At 66.4% G+C, this 17,971-nt stretch carries 15 protein-coding genes; 5 read left to right on the top strand and 10 right to left on the bottom strand.

Going from position 1 to position 17,971, the window contains the following annotated elements; genetic code table 11:
* Window positions 1–353 precede the first annotated feature (353 nt).
* Window positions 354–1,097 (top strand): class I SAM-dependent methyltransferase, encoded by a 744-nt coding sequence (locus tag FX134_RS10935; RefSeq protein WP_080801694.1) that lies wholly within the window; start codon window positions 354–356, stop codon window positions 1,095–1,097.
* Window positions 1,098–1,111: 14 nt separating this feature from the next.
* Here FX134_RS10935 and FX134_RS10930 read toward each other — a convergent pair whose 3' ends face one another.
* Window positions 1,112–2,458 carry an ATP-binding protein gene (locus FX134_RS10930; protein WP_080801692.1) on the bottom strand — a complete coding sequence of 449 codons (1,347 nt, stop codon included), beginning with the start codon at window positions 2,456–2,458 and terminating at the stop codon, window positions 1,112–1,114.
* A gap of 378 nt (window positions 2,459–2,836) precedes the next feature.
* Between FX134_RS10930 and FX134_RS10925 the strand changes: the two genes are divergently transcribed.
* Together FX134_RS10925 and FX134_RS10920 are read left to right on the top strand one after the other, a co-directional pair.
* Window positions 2,837–3,124, top strand: coding sequence for a GMP synthase (locus tag FX134_RS10925; RefSeq protein WP_232050925.1), 288 nt, complete (start codon window positions 2,837–2,839; stop codon window positions 3,122–3,124).
* On the top strand, window positions 3,112–3,414 hold the full coding sequence (locus FX134_RS10920) for a DNA-directed RNA polymerase subunit beta (protein ID WP_080801689.1): 303 nt from the start codon (window positions 3,112–3,114) through the stop codon (window positions 3,412–3,414). Before FX134_RS10925 ends, FX134_RS10920 begins: the two co-directional genes overlap by 13 nt.
* Window positions 3,415–3,462: 48 nt before the next feature.
* Here FX134_RS10920 and FX134_RS10915 read toward each other — a convergent pair whose 3' ends face one another.
* The 7 genes from FX134_RS10915 to kdpA all read right to left on the bottom strand — a co-directional run bounded on the left by FX134_RS10915 (window position 3,463) and on the right by kdpA (window position 12,644).
* Window positions 3,463–3,831: a hypothetical protein gene (locus tag FX134_RS10915; RefSeq protein ID WP_080801686.1), complete on the bottom strand. Its 369-nt coding sequence runs from the start codon at window positions 3,829–3,831 to the stop codon at window positions 3,463–3,465.
* Window positions 3,828–4,361 (bottom strand): helix-turn-helix transcriptional regulator, encoded by a 534-nt coding sequence (locus FX134_RS10910; protein ID WP_080801683.1) that lies wholly within the window; start codon window positions 4,359–4,361, stop codon window positions 3,828–3,830. Before FX134_RS10910 ends, FX134_RS10915 begins: the two co-directional genes overlap by 4 nt.
* 179 nt (window positions 4,362–4,540) lie before the next feature.
* The gene (locus FX134_RS10905; protein WP_080801680.1) at window positions 4,541–5,248 is read right to left on the bottom strand and encodes a response regulator; all 708 of its coding nucleotides are present in this window, start codon (window positions 5,246–5,248) and stop codon (window positions 4,541–4,543) included.
* Window positions 5,241–8,033, bottom strand: coding sequence for a sensor histidine kinase (locus FX134_RS10900; protein WP_080801677.1), 2,793 nt, complete (start codon window positions 8,031–8,033; stop codon window positions 5,241–5,243). The genes FX134_RS10905 and FX134_RS10900 overlap by 8 nt, the downstream gene beginning before the upstream one ends.
* 77 nt (window positions 8,034–8,110) lie before the next feature.
* Window positions 8,111–8,710 (bottom strand): potassium-transporting ATPase subunit KdpC, encoded by a 600-nt coding sequence (gene kdpC, locus FX134_RS10895; protein WP_080801674.1) that lies wholly within the window; start codon window positions 8,708–8,710, stop codon window positions 8,111–8,113.
* Window positions 8,711–8,737: 27 nt separating this feature from the next.
* On the bottom strand, window positions 8,738–10,846 hold the full coding sequence (gene kdpB, locus FX134_RS10890; RefSeq protein WP_080801671.1) for a potassium-transporting ATPase subunit KdpB: 2,109 nt from the start codon (window positions 10,844–10,846) through the stop codon (window positions 8,738–8,740).
* 19 nt (window positions 10,847–10,865) lie between these two features.
* Window positions 10,866–12,644, bottom strand: a complete 1,779-nt coding sequence (gene kdpA, locus FX134_RS10885) for a potassium-transporting ATPase subunit KdpA (RefSeq protein ID WP_080801668.1) — start codon at window positions 12,642–12,644, stop codon at window positions 10,866–10,868.
* Between the two features lie 277 nt (window positions 12,645–12,921).
* Here kdpA and FX134_RS10880 point away from each other — a divergent pair, with 277 nt between their 5' ends.
* Together FX134_RS10880 and FX134_RS10875 are read left to right on the top strand one after the other, a co-directional pair.
* A complete protein-coding gene (locus FX134_RS10880; RefSeq protein ID WP_080801662.1) occupies window positions 12,922–13,428 on the top strand; it encodes an RNA polymerase sigma factor in 507 nt (168 codons plus the stop codon).
* Window positions 13,412–14,503 carry a DUF4179 domain-containing protein gene (locus tag FX134_RS10875; protein ID WP_143412186.1) on the top strand — a complete coding sequence of 364 codons (1,092 nt, stop codon included), beginning with the start codon at window positions 13,412–13,414 and terminating at the stop codon, window positions 14,501–14,503. Before FX134_RS10880 ends, FX134_RS10875 begins: the two co-directional genes overlap by 17 nt.
* 380 nt (window positions 14,504–14,883) lie before the next feature.
* On the opposite strand, the gene tsaD is transcribed toward FX134_RS10875, so the two are convergent.
* Window positions 14,884–17,439 carry a tRNA (adenosine(37)-N6)-threonylcarbamoyltransferase complex transferase subunit TsaD gene (gene tsaD, locus FX134_RS10870; protein WP_407641833.1) on the bottom strand — a complete coding sequence of 852 codons (2,556 nt, stop codon included), beginning with the start codon at window positions 17,437–17,439 and terminating at the stop codon, window positions 14,884–14,886.
* Window positions 17,418–17,933 carry a tRNA (adenosine(37)-N6)-threonylcarbamoyltransferase complex ATPase subunit type 1 TsaE gene (gene tsaE / locus FX134_RS10865; protein ID WP_232050924.1) on the bottom strand — a complete coding sequence of 172 codons (516 nt, stop codon included), beginning with the start codon at window positions 17,931–17,933 and terminating at the stop codon, window positions 17,418–17,420. The genes tsaD and tsaE overlap by 22 nt, the downstream gene beginning before the upstream one ends.
* Window positions 17,934–17,971: the final 38 nt, after the last annotated feature.

Genomic DNA, 17,971 nt, shown 5'->3' with positions numbered 1-17,971 from the left:
CCGCCTTTTTAACGGCAACGGAAGCACGGCTCGTTGTTGGAGCGAACCCTGCTTTCGCATTTCCCCTGTTCACCGGCGAGGACTTTTTCATTGCCCACGCAATCCCCTTCCGATAAACGCAGATTTCCGTCGATTTCTGCCACGAACTCGCGTTCTCCACGCACTCGCCCCGCAGCCCCCGCCTCCTCATTAGCAAATGGGTAAGAATAGGAGAGCACGCATGCGGTTCGCGGTGCCGCAGCGGGCCGACCATCTGCGGAGAACCTGCGAGATAGTGACCGACTTCTCGAGGCGTCGCGCTATACTGGGGCTTCACGAAACCGAAGCCACGTTTACCTGATGGAGTGCCACCTGTGAGCATCGACACCGCCACCGGCAAGGAAGCGCCTGCGGACCTCTCGTCCGCGCGCGTGAAAGAAATCTTCTCGGCCATCGCGAAGAAATACGAGCGGTTCAACGCCGTTTCGAGCTTCGGCGCGTACAAGGCGTGGCTCGCCGGCATGATGCGCCAGGCCCCCATCGGCCCGGACGACGACGTGCTCGACATCGCGGGGGGCACGGGCGACGTGACGTTCACCGTGGCGCGCGCGAAGCGGCCGGCCCACATCCAGTGCACCGATCTGGTGGACGAGATGCTCGACGTGGCGCGCATGCACTACGCCGAGGGCAAGGCGGGCGGGGTGCCGGTGGACTTCGAGGTGGTGGACGCGCAGGACATCCCCTACGAGGACGCCAGCTACGACGCGATCACCATGGCCTACGGCATCCGCAACATGCCCGAGCGCGACCGGGCGCTCGCCGAGATGTTCCGCGTGCTCAAGCCCGGCGGCTCGCTCGTGTGCCTGGAATTCAGCACGCCGCCGAACGCCATGTGGCGTGCGCTGTACGGGTTCTATTTGAAGCACCTCATCCCGTTCTGGGGCGGGCTCATCACGGGCGACCGCGAGGGGTTCGTGTACCTGGCGCGCTCGATCAGGGCGTTCCCCGACCAGCAGGGTCTGGCCGCCATGATGGAGAAGGCCGGCTTCGAGGATGTGACCTGGAAAAACTACACCGGCGGCATCGCCGCCGTGCACGTGGCGAGGAAACCGGAATAACCGGGCGCGGCCGATTATTGAAGGAACCACTGCCACGCGGGTACCTGCTCTACACGCCTCCCTTCCCGTTTGTAAGTCGTCTTCTCTCCTTGCCCGACGATGAGCGTCGCCTGCTCGAGCCCTTGCTCGCCCATCGCCTCCCACAAAGCTCTAAGCTCGCGATCGAGTGTCTTCGGGTCGTCGACGCGTGTTGCCACTTGCCAGAGGCAGCTCGCATCTCCGTCCAGCACGTCGCCGACCACGAAATCGACTTCGTAGCCATGTTCTTTCGTCCGAAGCGACGCGATGCCCTCCCGGCGAAGCCCTATCGTTCTTCGACGAAGTTCGAGGTACACCGCATTTTCAAGTCGTTGACCGGCATCGTTCGTGTTTGCACGGGCATTGGCGAGAGCCAATCCGGGATCGATCGCGTACACCTTGGGCGAAGTCGTGCTGCTCTCGGCAAGGGAGAACGCACGCTCCTTCATCAAGAAAAGAAGGTAAGCCTCCTCGAAGTACTCGAGCAAGTCGCTCAAAAGCTCGCGGCTCGTCGTCACGCCCGCAGACCGAAAGTCGCCTTCGGTCTTCCTTACGGAAAACTGCCTTCCGTTGGAGCTGAGGGCGCGCTGCGCGAACAAGGTCGCGACGCGAGGTCGTTTCAGATCGTGGCGCTCCACGACGTCGCGCAGAACCACCCGCTGCACATAGGATTGCAGCAGCATGATCGCTTGAGGCGAAGAGACGCCTTGAGCCGCCGGGAAACCTCCTCGCTCCAGATAGGAGGAGAAGAGCCGCTCGAAGCGGGCGTGCTGCGCGGAGGTGAACACCCCCCGTTCGGAGTCGTCGTCCAGCAAGCCCTCGATACGGCAGATCTCGCGGAACGAGTAAGGCAGCAGTTCGAAATCGAGCGCGCGACCTCGAAATTCCGTGGCGATCTCCGACGAGAGCATCTTCGAGGAAGAACCGCTGACGTACAGAGTCGCTTTACGGGTATCCACTATCCGACGGAGCCAAGCTCCCCAGCCCGCCATCTCTTGCATTTCGTCGAAGAAGAAGTAGGCACCTTGTTCGAGCGCGTCGGGATGAAGGTAATAAAATGTTTCCATCACCTCGTCGCCCGTCCGAGGGGTCACCGGGGAGAGGCGCTCGTCTTCGAAATTGAAGTAGCACATACGGTCGGGGGACACGCCGCTTCGCAGGAGGGCGCCCATCTCCTGGAGCAGGCGGTAGCTCTTGCCGCATCGCCGCATACCCGCGACCACTTTCACCAGGTTGCCCGCTCGCGGCTGCAGAGGAGCTCCCAGATCAAGGTCGCGCCGGTAGATGGGGCGGTAATCGTCGAGAGAGAAATCGCGAAGCGTCTGAAGGATGATCTCATTCATAGGCGCCACCTAAGCAAACGGGTCTGATGTTCTTTACAGAGTATCACAAATTGGCAAAGTAACCTTGCCAATTTTCTATAAATTGGCAAGGTTACTTTGCCAATTTGTTTACTTATATAGTGTGAGTTTGTAAATCAGGGCTCCTTGGGCTGGTCATGCCATGATTTTCTTGCACGTCAAAAATGTCCATTTACATACATATGTTCGTGTGTTACTATAGTTTTGTTGAAACGAGCCAGTGCAAGCGCTGCGCATCATGCGCAGTCCGAAGAGGCGAAGGCGTTCCCCTTCTGCCTGACGCAACGCTTGCAAGATCCTCGAAACCAGGGAACGAACGGGCACGCCCGCGATGGATTGTGCCCAAAGGTAGGAGGATGTATGGCATACGTCACGTACGAGCACACCCGCATCGTCGCCGTTGAAGGAGGTGAGAACATGGCAGAGTTCCAGCCGGATCCGTTTCTGACCTCCCTCGGCATGTCGATCGACGAGCAGCGCGCCTACGACGCCTGGTGCAACGCCGTCGTGGACGCCTCCGAGGCTGAGATCGAGCGCACGGGGATCACGTACACGCTCGACGAGGTATTCGAGCAGGCCCATGAGGAGATCGAGCGCCTCAAGCGCGAGTACCCTCGCGAGGAGTGGGGGCGGCCATGTTCCCAGTAGTCGCTTCTCCGCGCTTTTCCGTCAACGTCCGACGCATTTCTCAGCGGCTGTACTTTGCCGAGGTGGACGACCCGGACGAGGGCCTGAAAGCGAGCTTGCTGGCCGCGCTTGCCACGGTGCGCATGTTCCCCGAAGCTTATCCACGCACAGGAGTTGCGCAACGTCGATTCACTTTCGAGTACCGTTCCGCACCCTATACGGTGCTGTATGCGTTCGACGGCGAGTTGATCACGCTGCACGACATCCACTTCTCGCGCTCGGCGCGCGCCGCGCATTGGCTGACTGAGTAGAGCCTCAGCCCGCCGGATCTCTCTTGCAAGAGGATCCGGCGGGCGCGGTCATCCGATGATCTCGGCAACGGACTTGATGTCTTCGATGCGGAACAGGCGCTGCGTCGCACCCTTGGCACCGAACGGGGCCGGGCTCTCGATGAGCACCCACACGTCATCCGAATCGATGACGATACCGCGGCCGTCTGCGGTCGGCGACCCCGCTTCGGCGAAGATGCGCCCCGGCTCCCAAAGGGTGAACGAGCACGCCCGGAGGCGCAGGTCGCGCAATTGGGATGCGACAAGGGCGGCGTTCTTCACGCGCTCGCGGTCGTAGCGCTCGGAAAGGCTCTCCCCGGAAGGCGCGTTCTTCTTGGGCAGCCTGCTCAGCACGAAGCCAAGCTGGATGATGACGATGACCAAAAGGAGCTCTATCATGAGACCGCCTCCTCGCGCGACGACGCACCCGGGCCTTCGTCCTCGTCCGGCCAGAGCAGCATGCTGTCGATGAGGCTGACATCGATGAGGCGCACCGCCGTCTCCTTCTTCGACCACGGGGATCCGATACCCAGCTCGTGCTCGACGCGAAGCCAGTCGTCACTGACGCTCAACACGCGCGCCTTTTCGGGCATCGAAGTGGATTTCAGCATATCAACCACGTCGTAGGAGGTGCGGTAGCAGATGCGGCACTCCTTCCCCTCCAGGCGCTTCAGCACATGCAGATCGTGCGAACCGTCGTCGTCGGACGAGGCATCCTCAAGCGCCACCACCTCCACTTCGTCGGCAACGAGGTCGTCCAGACTCACGCCGTACAAACGCGCCAACGCGCTCGCCTTGTCGAACGCCGGCGCTCCCTGGTCGCACTCCCAGTTGGACACCGTCTGGCGCGTCACGCCGAGCGCCGCCGCCACCTGTTGCTGGCTCATCCCCTGCTTCTTCCGCAGCTTCACAAGCTTCTCGCCCAGCATAGGCTTCCTCCTAATCGCGCGCATCTTGAAACGCCCGTCTGATCGAATGAATGTTTCACGTGAAACATCTCGGTGCGGCGGGGTTGCTATTCGATATTCTCCCTGATGATCACGGCGAGGCATAGCAAATTTTGCCGGCAATTCGGCAAAATCGCTTGGCAGGGAAGGCAGGGGCTTGGCTACTCCACCCTCATCATGCGGTAGCCGACGCCGACGTGGGTTTGGATGTAGAGGGGGTTGGCGGGATCGGGCTCGATCTTCTTGCGGAGCGTCGCCATGAACACGCGCAGCGACGAGCGGTCGGACGCGAGCGCGCTGCCCCACACCTCCTTGAGCAGGTAGTTGTGCGTGAGCACCTTGCCGGTGTTGCGTGCGAGCAGGCAGAGCAGCTTGTACTCCGAAGGCGTGAGGTGCACTTCCTCGCCGCCGCGCGTCACGCAGCTGGCGGCGTAGTCGATGCGCAGCTCGCCGTTCTCGTAGACGGCCTCCTCGGGACCGCCCTGCATCGCGCGCTCGCGCTCCAACCGCCGCAGGGCCACGCGCACGCGCGCGAGCAGCTCCTCCACGGAAAACGGCTTCACCAGGTAGTCGTCGGCGCCGGCGTCGAGCGCGGCCACCTTGTCGGCGTCCTCCAGGCGCGCGGACAGCACGATCACCGGTAGCGACGACCACTCGCGCAGCGTGCGAATGACGTCCACGCCGTCGCCGTCAGGCAGACCGAGATCGAGGATGGCCAGGTCGGGCGGCTGCGACGACAGCTCGAGCAGCGCCTGGGCCACCGACTTCGCCTCGCGCACCGCGTAGCCGTGCACGCCGAGCGTCGTCGTGACCAGGCGGCGCACCGCCGCGTCGTCTTCAACCACGAGTATCCGGTATCCCTCAGCCACAGGACTCCTTCTTCATCGCCTCGCCCACCACGTCGACAACCTCCACGGCGGGCAGCGTGAACCAGAACTCGCTGCCGTGCGGATCCACGTTGCGTGCGCCAATCGAGCCGCCGTGCACTTCCACGATGGAACGGCACAGCGACAGGCCCAGGCCCATGCCGCGCTTGAAGTCGCCGCTCTTCCCGCCGGGCTTGCCGGTGGAGCCATTGTAGAACATGTCGAACAAATGCCCGCGGTCCTCCTCCGAAACTCCGGGGCCCTCGTCGGTCACCGCGATGCGCACGAGCGGGTCGAGCGCCGTGCCCGCCCGGCGGGCCGTCACGCCGATGCGCCCCTCGGACGGCGTGTAGGCGATCGCGTTGTTCACGAGGTTGATGACCACCTGCACGATCAGGCGCGCGTCCACGTTCACCATGAGCAGCTCGTCCTCCAACTCCACGACCACCTGGCGCGTCGCGGCCCGGCGGTCGACATGCTGCAGCGCCTCGTGCACGATGTCGGCAACCAGCTCGGGCTGCACGGCCAGCTGCATGGTGCCGTTGTCGATGCGCGTGATGGACAGCAGGTTCTCCACGAGCGTGATGAGCCAGCGCGCGTCGTCGTGGATGTCGCGGTACATGCGTCGCCGCAGGTCGGGTTCGAGCGCCTCCTCGCTGTGCAGCAGCATGTCGGCGTCGCCCGAGATGCTGGTGAGCGGCGTGCGCAAATCGTGCGAGATGGTGCGCAGCAGGTTCGAGCGCAGCGTCTCCTTCTCCACGCGCAGCTCCATGCGGCGGCGCTCGTCGGCGAAGGCGATCTGCTCGGAGGTCTGCCCGCACTCGTCGATGATCATGAGCAGGAGGTTCTTCTCGAACGCGCCGAAGTCGTCGTCCTCCCCCTCGTCCATCACGATGCCCGCCACGCCGAACACCGCGCCTTTCGAGCGGATGGGCAGGTACAGGCAGCGCGCATCGACGAGCGTGTCGGTGGTGGCGCCGGCCCGCTCGTTGTTCGACGCCACCCAGGCCGCCACGGCCGCCTCCGACGGCGACACAAGCGCGGCCGACGACGCGTCGCCGCCCTCGGTGCCGGGCGCGTCGTGCACCTCGGGAGTCAGAAGCCGCCCCGCGTCGTCGAGCCGGTACATCACCACGGGGCGGTTCAGCAGCTTGATGATCTGCTCGGCCGTCAGGCGGAAGCACGCGTCCACATCCTTCGCGCCCTGCAGCTTGCGGCTGGACTCCAGCAGCACCTCCATGCGGTAGGCGCGCCGCGCCGTGGCCTCGGCCTGGCGCTTCATGCGCACGGCGAGCGACGAGGCCACCAGCGTCCCCACAAGCAGGAAGCCGAAGATGAACGGGTAGTTTATGCCGTAGGCGTTGAACGTGAAGCGCGGCACGGTGAAGAAGAAGTTGTACGCCACCGTGCTGGCGAGCGCCACCACCACGGCGTAGAAGAACCCGTCGGCGCGCGTGGCGATGAGCAGCGCCACGATCAGGTACAGCACGAGGATCACCGAGCCGGAAAGCCCCAGCTCGTAGATGACCATGCCCACGGCGGTGGCGATGGCCGCGGCCGCGAGCGCCTTCCACACGTCGCCCATCGTGGGATGCAGCCCCTGGGCCTCGCGCAAGCGTCCGTACTGTGCCGGCAGATCCTTGGTGGGAACCACGTCCACCACCGCTCCGTGCACGAGCCGCACAAGGCGGTTCACCAGGCCCTCCCGGCCGAGCGCGAGGGTGCGCAGGCCCGTGGCGTTGCCCACGACGATGTGGGTGACGCCCGCCGTCTCGGCGTACTGCGCGATCTGCTGCGCGATGTCGTCGCCGAACAGCGTTACCACGTGCGCGCCCAGCTCCTCGGCCAGGTCGATGTTGGCGCGCAGCCGCCCGCGCTGCGCGTTGTCGAAGCGCTTGCTCTGGGATGACTCCACCACCACGGCCGTGAACGTGCCGTGGTAGGACTCGGCCATGTTGGCGGCCGCACGCACGGCCTTCACGTTGCCGGGGTCGTGGGTCACGTACACAAGCACGTCCTCGCCCGCCTCCACGCGCCTGCCGGCCGAGGTGCTCTCGGCGCGGCGCGTGAGCCGGTCGGCCATGCGGCGCAGGGCGATCTCGCGCAGCGCCGCCAGGTTCTTCTGCGAGAAGAAGTTGCCGAGCGCCGTGCGGGCGCGGTCGGGCAGGTAGATCTTGCCCGCCTCGAGCCGCTCGATGAGGTCGTCGGGCTCGATGTCCACGAGCTCCACCGACGCCGCCTCGTCGAACACGCGGTCGGGAATGCGCTCGGCCACCGTGACGTGCGTGATGGCGGCGATCTTGTCGTTGAGACCCTCGAGGTGCTGCACGTTGACGGTGGTGAACACGTTGATGCCCGCGCGCAGCAGCTCCTCCACGTCCTGGTAGCGCTTGCGATGGCGGCTGCTGGGGGCGTTGCTGTGGGCGAATTCGTCCACGAGCACGATCTGGGGGCGCCGTTCGAGCACGGCGTCGAGGTCGAACTCGCGCAGCACGATGCCGCGATGCTTCACTTCGAGGGGCGGTATCTGCTCGAGGCCCTCCACGAGGGCCATGGTGTCGGCGCGCGTGTGCGGCTCGATGTAGCCCACCACCACGTCGAAGCCCTTTTCGAGCACGGCGTGGGCTTCCTCGAGCATGGCGTACGTCTTGCCGACGCCCGCCGCATACCCGAAGAACACCTTGAGCTTGCCGCGCGTGTCGCCTTCGGCTGCCTCGGCCTCCTCGATCTGCTTGAGGATGGCGTCGGGGTCGCGCCTGGCCTCGAATTCGCCCGCAGTATCGGTCATACCCGTCCTTTCATACCGCCGCCATCATAGCATGGAGCTCCGTCGTCCTGGACGGAGCTCCAAAGGTGCGGAGCCTGCTACAGGATGCCATCCAGCATGAGGTTCACCTTGAGCACGTTCACGCGCGCGTCGCCCAAGATGCCGAACTGCGGCCGCTCGGTGCACTTCTCGATGATCTCGCGGATCTCGGCCTCGCTCTTGCCCGTGTTCTTCGCCAGACGCGCCACCTGGTACTCGGCGGCCGCCGGCGAGATGTGCGGGTCGAAGCCGCTGCCGGAGTTCGTCACGAGGTCGCTCGGGATGGCGCGGTCGCCCTTCTCAGGATGGGCCTCGCGGATCTGATCGATGCGCTCCTGCACCGCGGCCTCGAAGTCCTCGCCAGCGGGGCTCAGGTTGGACGGGCCGTACCACAGCACGTCGTTGCCCTCGTCGTCCGTGAACGTGCCGGTGCTCGGGCTCATCAGGCGGCCCCACATGTGCTTCTCGTCGGTGAACTGCTGGGCCACCAGCTCGCTTCCGTACTTTGTGCCATCGACCTCGATGATGGAGCCGTTGGCCTGGTGGGGGAAGAAGAGCTGCGCGATGCCGGTGACCACCGCGGTATACAGCACGCCGCACAGCACCGTGGTCACGAGGAAAAACAGCCCCGCGCTCACCCACGTCTTCGCTTGCTTCATAATGATGCTTCCTTTCTTCGGAGCCGTTTACGCCACGCCGAGCGCCGTCAGGCCCATGTCGAACAGCTTGATGGCCACGAAGGGCAGGACGATGCCGCCCAGGCCGTACACCAGCAGGTTGCGCGAGAGCAGGCTCTGCGACGTGGCCTCGCGGTACTTCACGCCCTTGAGCGCGAGCGGTATGAGCGCCACGATGATGACCGCGTTGTAGATGATCGCCGACATGATGGCCGTCGTCGGGCTCGTGAGGCGCATGATGTTGAGCGCCTCGAGAGCCGGGTAGAGCGGCACGAACAGCGCGGGCACGATGGCGAAATACTTGGCCAGGTCGTTCGCGATGGAGAACGTGGTCAGGCTGCCGCGCGTCATGAGCAGCTGCTTGCCGATGCGCACGATGTCGATGAGCTTGGTGGGGCTCGAATCGAGGTCCACCATGTTGCCGGCCTCCTTGGCCGCCTGGGTGCCGCTGTTCATGGCCACGGCCACGTCGGCCTGCGCGAGCGCCGGGGCGTCGTTGGTGCCGTCGCCCGTCATGGCCACCATGTGCCCTTCGGCCTGGTACTGACGGATGGCCGCGAGCTTCGTTTCGGGCGTCGCCTCGGCGATGAAGTCGTCCACGCCCGCTTCGGCGGCGATGGCGGCGGCCGTCATGGGGTTGTCGCCCGTGATCATGACCGTCTTGATGCCCATCGTGCGCAGGTCGGCGAAGTTCTCCTTGATGCCCTGCTTGACGATGTCCTTCAGATAGATGACGCCCAGAATACGATGATCGCGAGCAACAAGCAGCGGAGTGCCGCCTGCGCGGGAGACATCCTCAACGACGCTGGCGCACTGAGCGCTGTACGTGCCGCCGTGCGACTCCACATAATCCTTGACGGCATCGGCCGCCCCCTTCCGGATCTCGTGGCCCTCGAAGTCCACGCCGCTCATGCGCGTCTGCGCTGTGAACGGGATCGACACCATGCCGGCACCCGAAAGCTCGCGGGCGCGGATGTTGAAGCGCTCCTTGGCCAGCACAACGACGCTGCGGCCCTCGGGCGTCTCGTCGGTAAGGCTCGCCAGCTGCGCCGCGTCGGCCACCTCGCGCTCGTCGGCGCCGTCCACCGGGATGAACTCGGCCGCCTGGCGGTTGCCGAGCGTGATGGTCCCCGTCTTGTCGAGCAGAAGCACGTCCACGTCACCCGCCGCCTCCACGGCGCGGCCGCTCATGGCCAGCACGTTCGCCTGGTTGAGGCGGCTCATGCCGGCGATGCCGATGGCGGAGAGCAAGGCGCCGATGGTGGTGGGCGCCAGGCACACGAACAGCGCCACGAGCGAGGTGATGGTGGTGGGATTGCTTATGCCCGCCTGCCCGGCCCCGAAGCCGCTGAACGCGAACAGCGACACCGACACGATGAGGAACACGATGGTGAGCGCCACCAGCAGTATCTCGAGCGCGATCTCGTTGGGCGTCTTCTTGCGCGCCGCCGACTCCACCATGGCGATCATCTGGTCGAGGAAGCTGTGGCCCGCGTCGGCCGTGACGCGCACCACCAGCCAGTCGGAGAGCACCGTGGTACCGCCGGTAACGGCCGAGCGATCGCCGCCCGCCTCGCGGATGACCGGGGCGGACTCGCCGGTGATGGCGCTCTCGTCCACCGAGGCCGCGCCCATCACGATCTCGCCGTCGGCGGGAATCTGCTCGCCGGCCGCCACGAAGAACAGGTCGCGCTTCTTGAGGAGCGCCGAGTTCATCTCCTCCGCCTGGATGCGGAAGAACTCCGCCGGGTCGTCGGAGCGGGACCCCTTGGCCACCAGCCCCTCGTTGAGCTTGTGGGCCTCCACATCGCGCTTGGCGGCGCGCAGGCTGTCGGCCTGCGCCTTGCCGCGGCCCTCGGCGAGCGCCTCCGCGAAGTTCGCGAACAGCACCGTGAGCCACAGCACGATGGAGATGGCCAGTATGAAGCCGGGCTGCGCGTCGGCGATGCCGAACAGCGACAGCACGAACAGGATCAGCGTGAGCGCCGCCGAGAGGAACACCATCAGCATGACGGGGTTCTTCGCCTGCTCGCGGGGGCTGAGCTTCGCGAACGCGTCGAGCACCGCGCGCTTCGCGAGCGAGCTTAGAGCCGTGTTTTTCATAGCAGTCGTCGTCATCTTTCTCTCACCCGCCTTTCTACAGCGCCATCATCAGATGCTCGGCGACCGGGCCCAGTGCAAGGGCCGGGAACATCGTGAGCGCTCCGATGAGCAGCACCATCAAGACCAGCAGGAACACGAACAGGGCGTTGGACGTGGACAGCGTGCCGGCGCTCACGGCCACCTTAGGCCGCGTGCACAGGCTGCCGGCCAGCACGAGCGTCGCCGCGATAGGCACGAAGCGGTTCGCGAGCATCTCGAGTCCCAGCACCACGTTGATCATGGGCGTGTTGGCGTTGAAGCCGGCGAAGGCCGATCCGTTGTTGCCGCCGGCCGACGTGGCAGCGTAAAGCACCTCGGAGAAGCCGTGGGCGCCCGGGTTGTTCAGGCTGTCCACCGTGGCCGGGTCGAGGCTCATCACGCATGCGCCCACCAGGATGAGCAGCGGCGTGGTGATGCAGAGCACCACCGCCATGCGCATCTCCTTGGGGCCTATCTTCTTGCCCAGGTACTCAGGCGTGCGGCCCACCATGAGGCCTGCGATGAACACCGTGAGAATCACGAAGCCGAGCATGCCGTACAGACCGCAGCCCACGCCGCCGAACACCACTTCGCCAAGCGCCATCAGGATGATGGGCACCATGCCGCCGAGCGGCGTGAAGCTATCGTGCATGGCATTCACCGAGCCGTTGGAGGCGGCGGTGGTGAACGCGGCCCAGAGCGTTGAGTCGGTGACGCCGAAGCGCGTCTCCTTGCCCTCCATGTTGCCGCCGGACTGGCCGTCCAAGCCCATGTACACCTGGCCGTCGGCCGCAAGCTGCGGCGTACCCATCTGCTCGAACACGGCGATGGTCACCAGCGCCCCTAGAAGCAGGATGAACATAGCCGCGAACACGGCGCGTCCCTGGCGGCGGTCGGCCACGAAGCGCCCGAAGCTGAACACGCAGGCCACGGGGATGAGCAGCAGCGACAGGCACTGGATGAGGTTGGTGAGCGGCGTGGGGTTCTCAAGCGCGCTGGCCGAGTTCACGCCGTTGTAGCCGCCGCCGTTCGTGCCGAGCTGCTTGATGGCAACCTGGCTGGCCTGCGGGCCCATGGGCACCGTGGCCTGGTCGATCGTCTCGACGGCCGCCGGGTCGTCGGCGTCCACGATGGTGCCCTCTTCGTCCACGCCTACCGGCTCGAGCAGCTGCACCGTCTCGTAGTCGCTCAGGTTCTGCGGGGAGCCCTGCTGCACGTCGACGATGGCCACCACCAGCGACAGCGGCAGCAACACGAACAGCGTGGCGCGCGTCACGTCCACGAAGAAGTTGCCCAGGCCCAGATGGCCCTCGCTCACCAGGCCGCGGAACAGCGCGAACAGCACGGCCAGGCCCACGGCGGGCGTCACGAAGTTCTGCACCGTGAGGCCGATGGCCTGCGAGAAGTAGCTGAGCGCGCTCTCGCCGCTGTAGGCCTGCCAGTTCGTGTTGGTGACGAAGCTGATGGCCGTGTTGAAGGCGAGGTCCCAGCTCATGCCGTCGATGCCCTCGGGATTGAACGGCAGCGCGCCCTGCAGCATGAGGATGGCGAACAGGCCCACCAGGCAGATGGCGGAGAACGCAAGTGCGCTGGCCAGGTACTTCTTCCAGCCCATGTCCTCGGACTTGTCCACGCGGATGCAGCGGTAGACCACGTTCTCGACGGGCACGAGCACGCGCGAGAGCCCGGCGATCTTGCCGCCCGCCATCACCTTGTTGATATACGCGGACAGCGGGATGGCGAGCGCCACCAGCAGCGCCAGGTAGATGCCGTATTCAAGGAGTTCGTCCATCATCGCTCATCACCTCCCCGAAGGAGCACGGAGAACAGATAGAGCGCGACGATCACGCTCAATCCTCCCACGATTCCGGTTACGATTCCCATCGTCTTCCTTTCTTTCGATTACGCACTTGCCTCGCATCCAGAATAGGAAGAAGCGCATGAGCGCGACATTAAGACGGCCCCCGCGAGCGTTAATATGGCATTAAGACGACCCGTTTGTCAGGAATCCCCCTCCTGATTCGTATTGGAAGTGAAGCAACGTTGCCGACCGGACAAGCAGAAGGGCACCCATGCACAAGGACACGAGAGAGCGAAACGAGGACGAGGCCAGGCGGCTGGTGGAGGCGTACGCCGACCTCATCCTGCGCCTGAGCTTCACCTACCTGAAGTCCACATACGACGCCGAGGACATCTGCCAGACGGTGCTGCTCAAGCTGTTGCAGCGCGAGGCGGCCTTCGACTCGCCGGCGCACGAGAAGGCGTGGGTGATCCGCGCCACGGCGAACGCCTGCAAGGACGTGCTGCGCAGCAGCAGGCGGCGCACCTCGGTTCCGCTCGAGGCCGCGCCCGACGTGGCCGCCCCCGAGCCGCCCGAGTCGCCGGTGCTCGACGAGGTGATGGCGCTGCCGCGGAAGTACCGCGAGGCCATCTACCTGCACTATTACGAAGGATACTCCGTGCGCGAGATCGCCGAGCTCACCGGGCGCAGCGAGGCCGCCGTGGCGGCCCACCTGAGCCGCGGGCGCGGAAAGCTCCGCACGACGTTGGAAGGAGCCTGTTGTGAACAGGGACTATAACAACACGATGGACGCCCTGAGGTTCTCCCCCGAGACGAAGGCGCGCATGGCGGCCAACCTGGCGGCGGCGCAGGAGCAGACGGATCCGCGCACTGCCCCCGAGGTGCGTGCCGTGCGCGGAGGCAAGCGTCGCTGGCGCTTCGCGGCGGTCGCGGCCGCAGCTGCGGTGCTCGTCGTGGGCGTGGGCGGCGGCGCGTATGCAACGGGCGCGCTCATGGGCGTGGGAAACGTGTTCGACGACCTGTTCGGCGGGCCGCCGGCGCAGACGGAGGTCGTGGATAAGATCGGCCGGCCCCTGGGTGCGAGCGCCACGTCGGGCGGCGTGACCATCACCGCCGAGGCCATCGTCGGCGACAAGGCGAACTACGCCATCGTGTTCAGCGTGGCCAAGGACGACGGCACGCCGTTCGAGGGCGTGGAGGAGCTGGAAACCGGCGTGCTGCTCCTGGGGTTCGCAGACGCCGCCAGCGTGCATGTGGACGGCGTGACATCGGCTGGCGGCAGCAGCCACTTCTACGACGCGGACCCCGCCGACAACGCCATCCAGTACGTGGAGCAGATGTCGGTCACCTCCTTGGGCGACAGCATCATCGGACGCACGGCCCGCGTGCATTTCAAGGATCTCTGCCGCTACGTCGGCGGCAGCGAGCGGCAGGTCATCGCCGAGGGCACGTGGGACATGAAGTTCACCGTGGACTACGAGGACACCTCCGTTGCCCTTCCCGCCGGCCAGAGCTTCGAGATGAACGGCATGGAGGCCACGCTCGACTCGGCCAGCCTCTCGCCGCTCGCCCTCACGCTCAAGTACACGGTGCACGAGCCTGTGAACTGGGAAAAGCAGGAGAACGGACGCCTATCGGAACATAACAGCGCGCAACAGGACCGCTTCTTGGAGTTCCCCATCGCCATCAACCTGAAAGACGGCACCACCATCGACGCCTCGAACTCGGGAGGCGGCTGGAACGCAGACGAAAGCGCCACCGCCTGCCACAAGAACTGCATGTTCGACGAGTTCCTGAACCTCGACGAGGTGGCCTCCGTAACCATCGGCGACATAGAGATTCCGCTGCCGTAAGCCCTGCAAGGGCCGCCGGGGAGCCCGCCCCGGCGGCCGGATCTCACGTTGCACGCGAATCGGGCCCACCTGGCACAAAAATCCCCGACGTGAAAGGCTCGGAGGCGGAAAAGGGCGGCCGTCGGCTCCCCGGAGCAAAGGGCCCGCAGCGTTTTTCCAGGTCGCAAAAAGTCAGTGCCCGCGCGGCCTGCCAGTATCCTTTCACGTCGGGGATTTTTGTGTCAGGCGGGCCCGATTTGCGTGCAGCTCCTCTGATTTGGGTCGCTCCTCACGCTTCCAGCAACCAGACAGAGGACCTATCGGTTTCAGCCACGCTATGGCGAATCCCGATATCGGCATTCGCCATTGGCGTGACAAAGGGACGGGACGACGTCACGCGCTCAGTACGGTTCGTCGAGGTTGGCGTGGGCTTGGGCATCGGCGTCGAGGCCGAAGAAGCGGCCTTGGCGGTAGCGGTCGAGGGCCACGAGGGCGATCATGCCGGCGTTGTCGCCGCAGGCGCTCAAGGGAGGCAGCACGAGGCGCACGCCCATGCGGTCGCAGAGCTCGCGGTACGCGTCGCGCAGCACGGGGTTCGCCGCCACGCCGCCGCCGAGGCAGAACGTGGGCGCGCCGGTCTGCTCGAGCGCCATCTGCGCCTTCTTCACCTGCACGTCGACGACGGCCTGCTGGAAGCTCGCGCACACGTCGGCCACGTTCACCTCGCGGCCGGCGGCGCGCTCGTTGTTGAGGTAGGTGACCACGGCCGTCTTCAGGCCCGAGAGCGAGAAGCGCAGATCGCCCGAGTGCATCATGGCGCGCGGGAACGCGATGGCGTCCGGGTCGCCCTCCTTGGCGTGGCGCGAGATGACGGGGCCGCCGGGATACCCCAGACCGAGCGCCTTCGCCACCTTGTCGAACGCCTCGCCCACCGCGTCGTCGATGGTGGCGCCGAGCGTCTCGTAGTCGCCCCAATCGCGCACGTGCACGAGCAGCGTGTTGCCGCCCGACACGAGCGACACCACCGCCGGCGGCGCAAAGTCGGGCGCGCCGATCTTGTTGGCGTACAGGTGCCCCTCCAGGTGGTGCACGCCGATGAAGGGCAAGCCGTGCGCCCACGCCGCGCCCTTGGCGAACGCCACGCCCACCACGAGCGCGCCCACGAGTCCCGGCGCGTAGGTGACCGCGACGGCATCGAGGTCTCCCCAGCTCAGACACGGCACGCCGAGCGCAGTCGCCGCCACATCGAAGCACTCGTCGCACACGCCGCAGATGGCCTCGATGTGCTTGCGGCTGGCTATCTCGGGCACCACGCCGCCGAAGCGCGCGTGGAAGTCCACCTGCGAGGCCACCACGTCGGCCACCAGGTTGCCCTCGCCGTCCACGATGGCAGCGGCCGTCTCGTCGCAGGACGACTCGATGGCCAGGATGAGGGGACGAAGCAAATTGTCATCCTGAGCGGAGGCGCGCGCCGGAGTCGAAGGATCCCGTGCGGCGTCAGCGGAAAGCGTCACGGCTGACGCCGCGCGGGATCCTTCGACTCGCTTCGCTCGCTCAGGATGACAAAGCTCGCCCACTTTGAGCCCCATGCCGGCCACGTCGTGCTGCGCGAGCGGCAGTGGGCCCTCCAGGATGAGCGCGTCCTCACCGTCCGAGTAGTAGCGCGGGCGCGTGCCGAGCGCGCGGAAGCCGAGTGCCTGGTAGAACGCCCGCGCGCCCGCGTTGCCCGCGCGCACCTCGAGCGTGCACGCCGACGCGCCCAAATCGCGCGCGTCGGCCGCCACGCGGGCCAGCAGCCCGCGCGCGATGCCGCGCCGGCGCGCCGCCGGGTCCACCCCCACCTTGAGGATCTGCACCTGCCCGTCGACGATCCACCCGCCGGCGTAGCCGAGCAGCCGCCCGCCATCGTAGGCGGCCCACCACGTGCGGTCCTCTCGCGGCAGCTCGTCGGCCACCAGCGCGGCGCTCCACGCGTCCGAACCCATCACCTGCGCCTCAAGCGCGGCCACCGCCTCGGCATGCGCGGCGTCGAGGGGCTTGTACGTCACGCCGTCCGCATCGGGCCGCGCGTTCAGGATGGCCGCGTCGTGCATGCTCGCGCGCTGGTCGCGGCGCACGGACACATCCTGCACGCCCGTGACCAGGTTCTTAGGATCGTTCTTCGCCAGACGGATGCGCTCGTTCTCCTCGGCGTCGGAAAGCCGCGTGTACACCGGCAGCGCGAACGCGGGATCGTGCCGCGCCGCGTCGAGGGGGTCGGCCGCGCCCGCGCGCCACGCGGCCTGCAGCGCCAGAAAAAGCCCCCGCCCCGTCGGCGTCCACAGCTCCTCGGCCAGCGCCCCGCCGCACGGCGCGAACAGCTCGCCGTACTTGCGCAGCGCGTCGCCCGCCACCCGGCGCTCGATCCCGTCGGCCGCAAGCTCCTCCGCCGCCGCCTCGGCCTTGAGCACCCGGTCGGCCTCGAGCCGCTCGGCGCCCTCTTCGTCCAGCAGGTAGCGCACGGGATACACTTCCTTGCGCATGGCGTCGGCCACCACGGCCAGCGGCCCGCGCTCGCCCGCCGCCTGCGCGCCCCACGCCACGGCGTCGAGCGACGACACGCCCACGAGCCCCACGCCGAGCGCCGAGGCGACGCCCTTCGCCGTGGCCATGGCGATGCGCACGCCCGTGAACGACCCGGGCCCGCGCCCCACGACCACGCATGCGATGTCCGCGCGCGCGACGCCGAGTTTCGCGAGCGCCGCGTCGATGCGCGGCAGGAGCTGGGTGTTCGACGCGCGGCGCGCCTCGGCCTCCACCGACGCGAGCACCTCCACCGTGCGCGCGTCGGGATGGAGCGCGCCCACGCCGATGGCGATCACCTCGTTGGCCGTGTCGAAAGCGAGCACGCAACGTGCTCGGGCAGGCACCCCCTCGGGGCGCGGGGAAAATTCGCTCACGCAGTCCCTCCCGCGCATTTCATCAGCCGCGACTTCGAGTCGTTCGCCCATACCGTGAGCAGCCGGCGCGCGCGGTCGCCAAAGGCGTGGACCCGCACGACGCGGTTGCCCTCGGCATCCACGGTGACCACCACGTCGAGATAGCCGTACGGCAGCGCGTCGGGGAACTTCTCGCCCCACTCGACGAACGACGCGCCGTCGGCGTCGAGCGTCTCGTAGAAGCCGATGTCCTCGAGCTCGTCGATGTCGTCGAGGCGGTACAGGTCGAAATGGTGCAGCGGCAGCGTGCCCTCCGGATAGCTCAGCAGGATGTTGAACGTGGGGCTCGTCACCGGGGCGCGCACGCCGAGGCCGGCCGCCACGCCCTGCACGAACTGCGTCTTGCCCGCGCCGAGGTCGCCCGACAGCACGATGACGTCGCCGGCGCGCAGGTAAGGCGCGAGCGTGGACGCCAGCTGCTTGGTCGCCTCGGGCGAGGTGGTCTTGCGCAGGTATGTCAGTCCGGTTCCCATGGCCCGTATGATACGCCAATCGGGCGGGCGCGCGGCCC

The sequence above is a fragment of the Arabiibacter massiliensis genome (assembly GCF_902386925.1).
Classification (GTDB): domain Bacteria; phylum Actinomycetota; class Coriobacteriia; order Coriobacteriales; family Eggerthellaceae; genus Arabiibacter; species Arabiibacter massiliensis.
The sequence above is the reverse complement of the archived record's forward strand: the minus strand, read 5'-3'. Positions and strand labels throughout refer to the sequence as shown.

Coding starts and splice junctions, on each gene's coding strand:
- FX134_RS10925 (WP_232050925.1), top strand. CDS start 2,837: ATGGCATACGTCACGTACGAGCACACCCGCATCGTCGCCGTTGAAGGA.
- FX134_RS10920 (WP_080801689.1), top strand. CDS start 3,112: ATGTTCCCAGTAGTCGCTTCTCCGCGCTTTTCCGTCAACGTCCGACGC.
- FX134_RS10930 (WP_080801692.1), bottom strand. CDS start 2,458: ATGAATGAGATCATCCTTCAGACGCTTCGCGATTTCTCTCTCGACGAT.
- FX134_RS10915 (WP_080801686.1), bottom strand. CDS start 3,831: ATGATAGAGCTCCTTTTGGTCATCGTCATCATCCAGCTTGGCTTCGTG.
- tsaD (WP_407641833.1), bottom strand. CDS start 17,439: ATGCGCGGGAGGGACTGCGTGAGCGAATTTTCCCCGCGCCCCGAGGGG.
- kdpA (WP_080801668.1), bottom strand. CDS start 12,644: ATGATGGACGAACTCCTTGAATACGGCATCTACCTGGCGCTGCTGGTG.
- kdpC (WP_080801674.1), bottom strand. CDS start 8,710: ATGAAGCAAGCGAAGACGTGGGTGAGCGCGGGGCTGTTTTTCCTCGTG.
- FX134_RS10880 (WP_080801662.1), top strand. CDS start 12,922: ATGCACAAGGACACGAGAGAGCGAAACGAGGACGAGGCCAGGCGGCTG.
- FX134_RS10900 (WP_080801677.1), bottom strand. CDS start 8,033: ATGACCGATACTGCGGGCGAATTCGAGGCCAGGCGCGACCCCGACGCC.
- kdpB (WP_080801671.1), bottom strand. CDS start 10,846: ATGACGACGACTGCTATGAAAAACACGGCTCTAAGCTCGCTCGCGAAG.
- tsaE (WP_232050924.1), bottom strand. CDS start 17,933: ATGGGAACCGGACTGACATACCTGCGCAAGACCACCTCGCCCGAGGCG.
- FX134_RS10910 (WP_080801683.1), bottom strand. CDS start 4,361: ATGCTGGGCGAGAAGCTTGTGAAGCTGCGGAAGAAGCAGGGGATGAGC.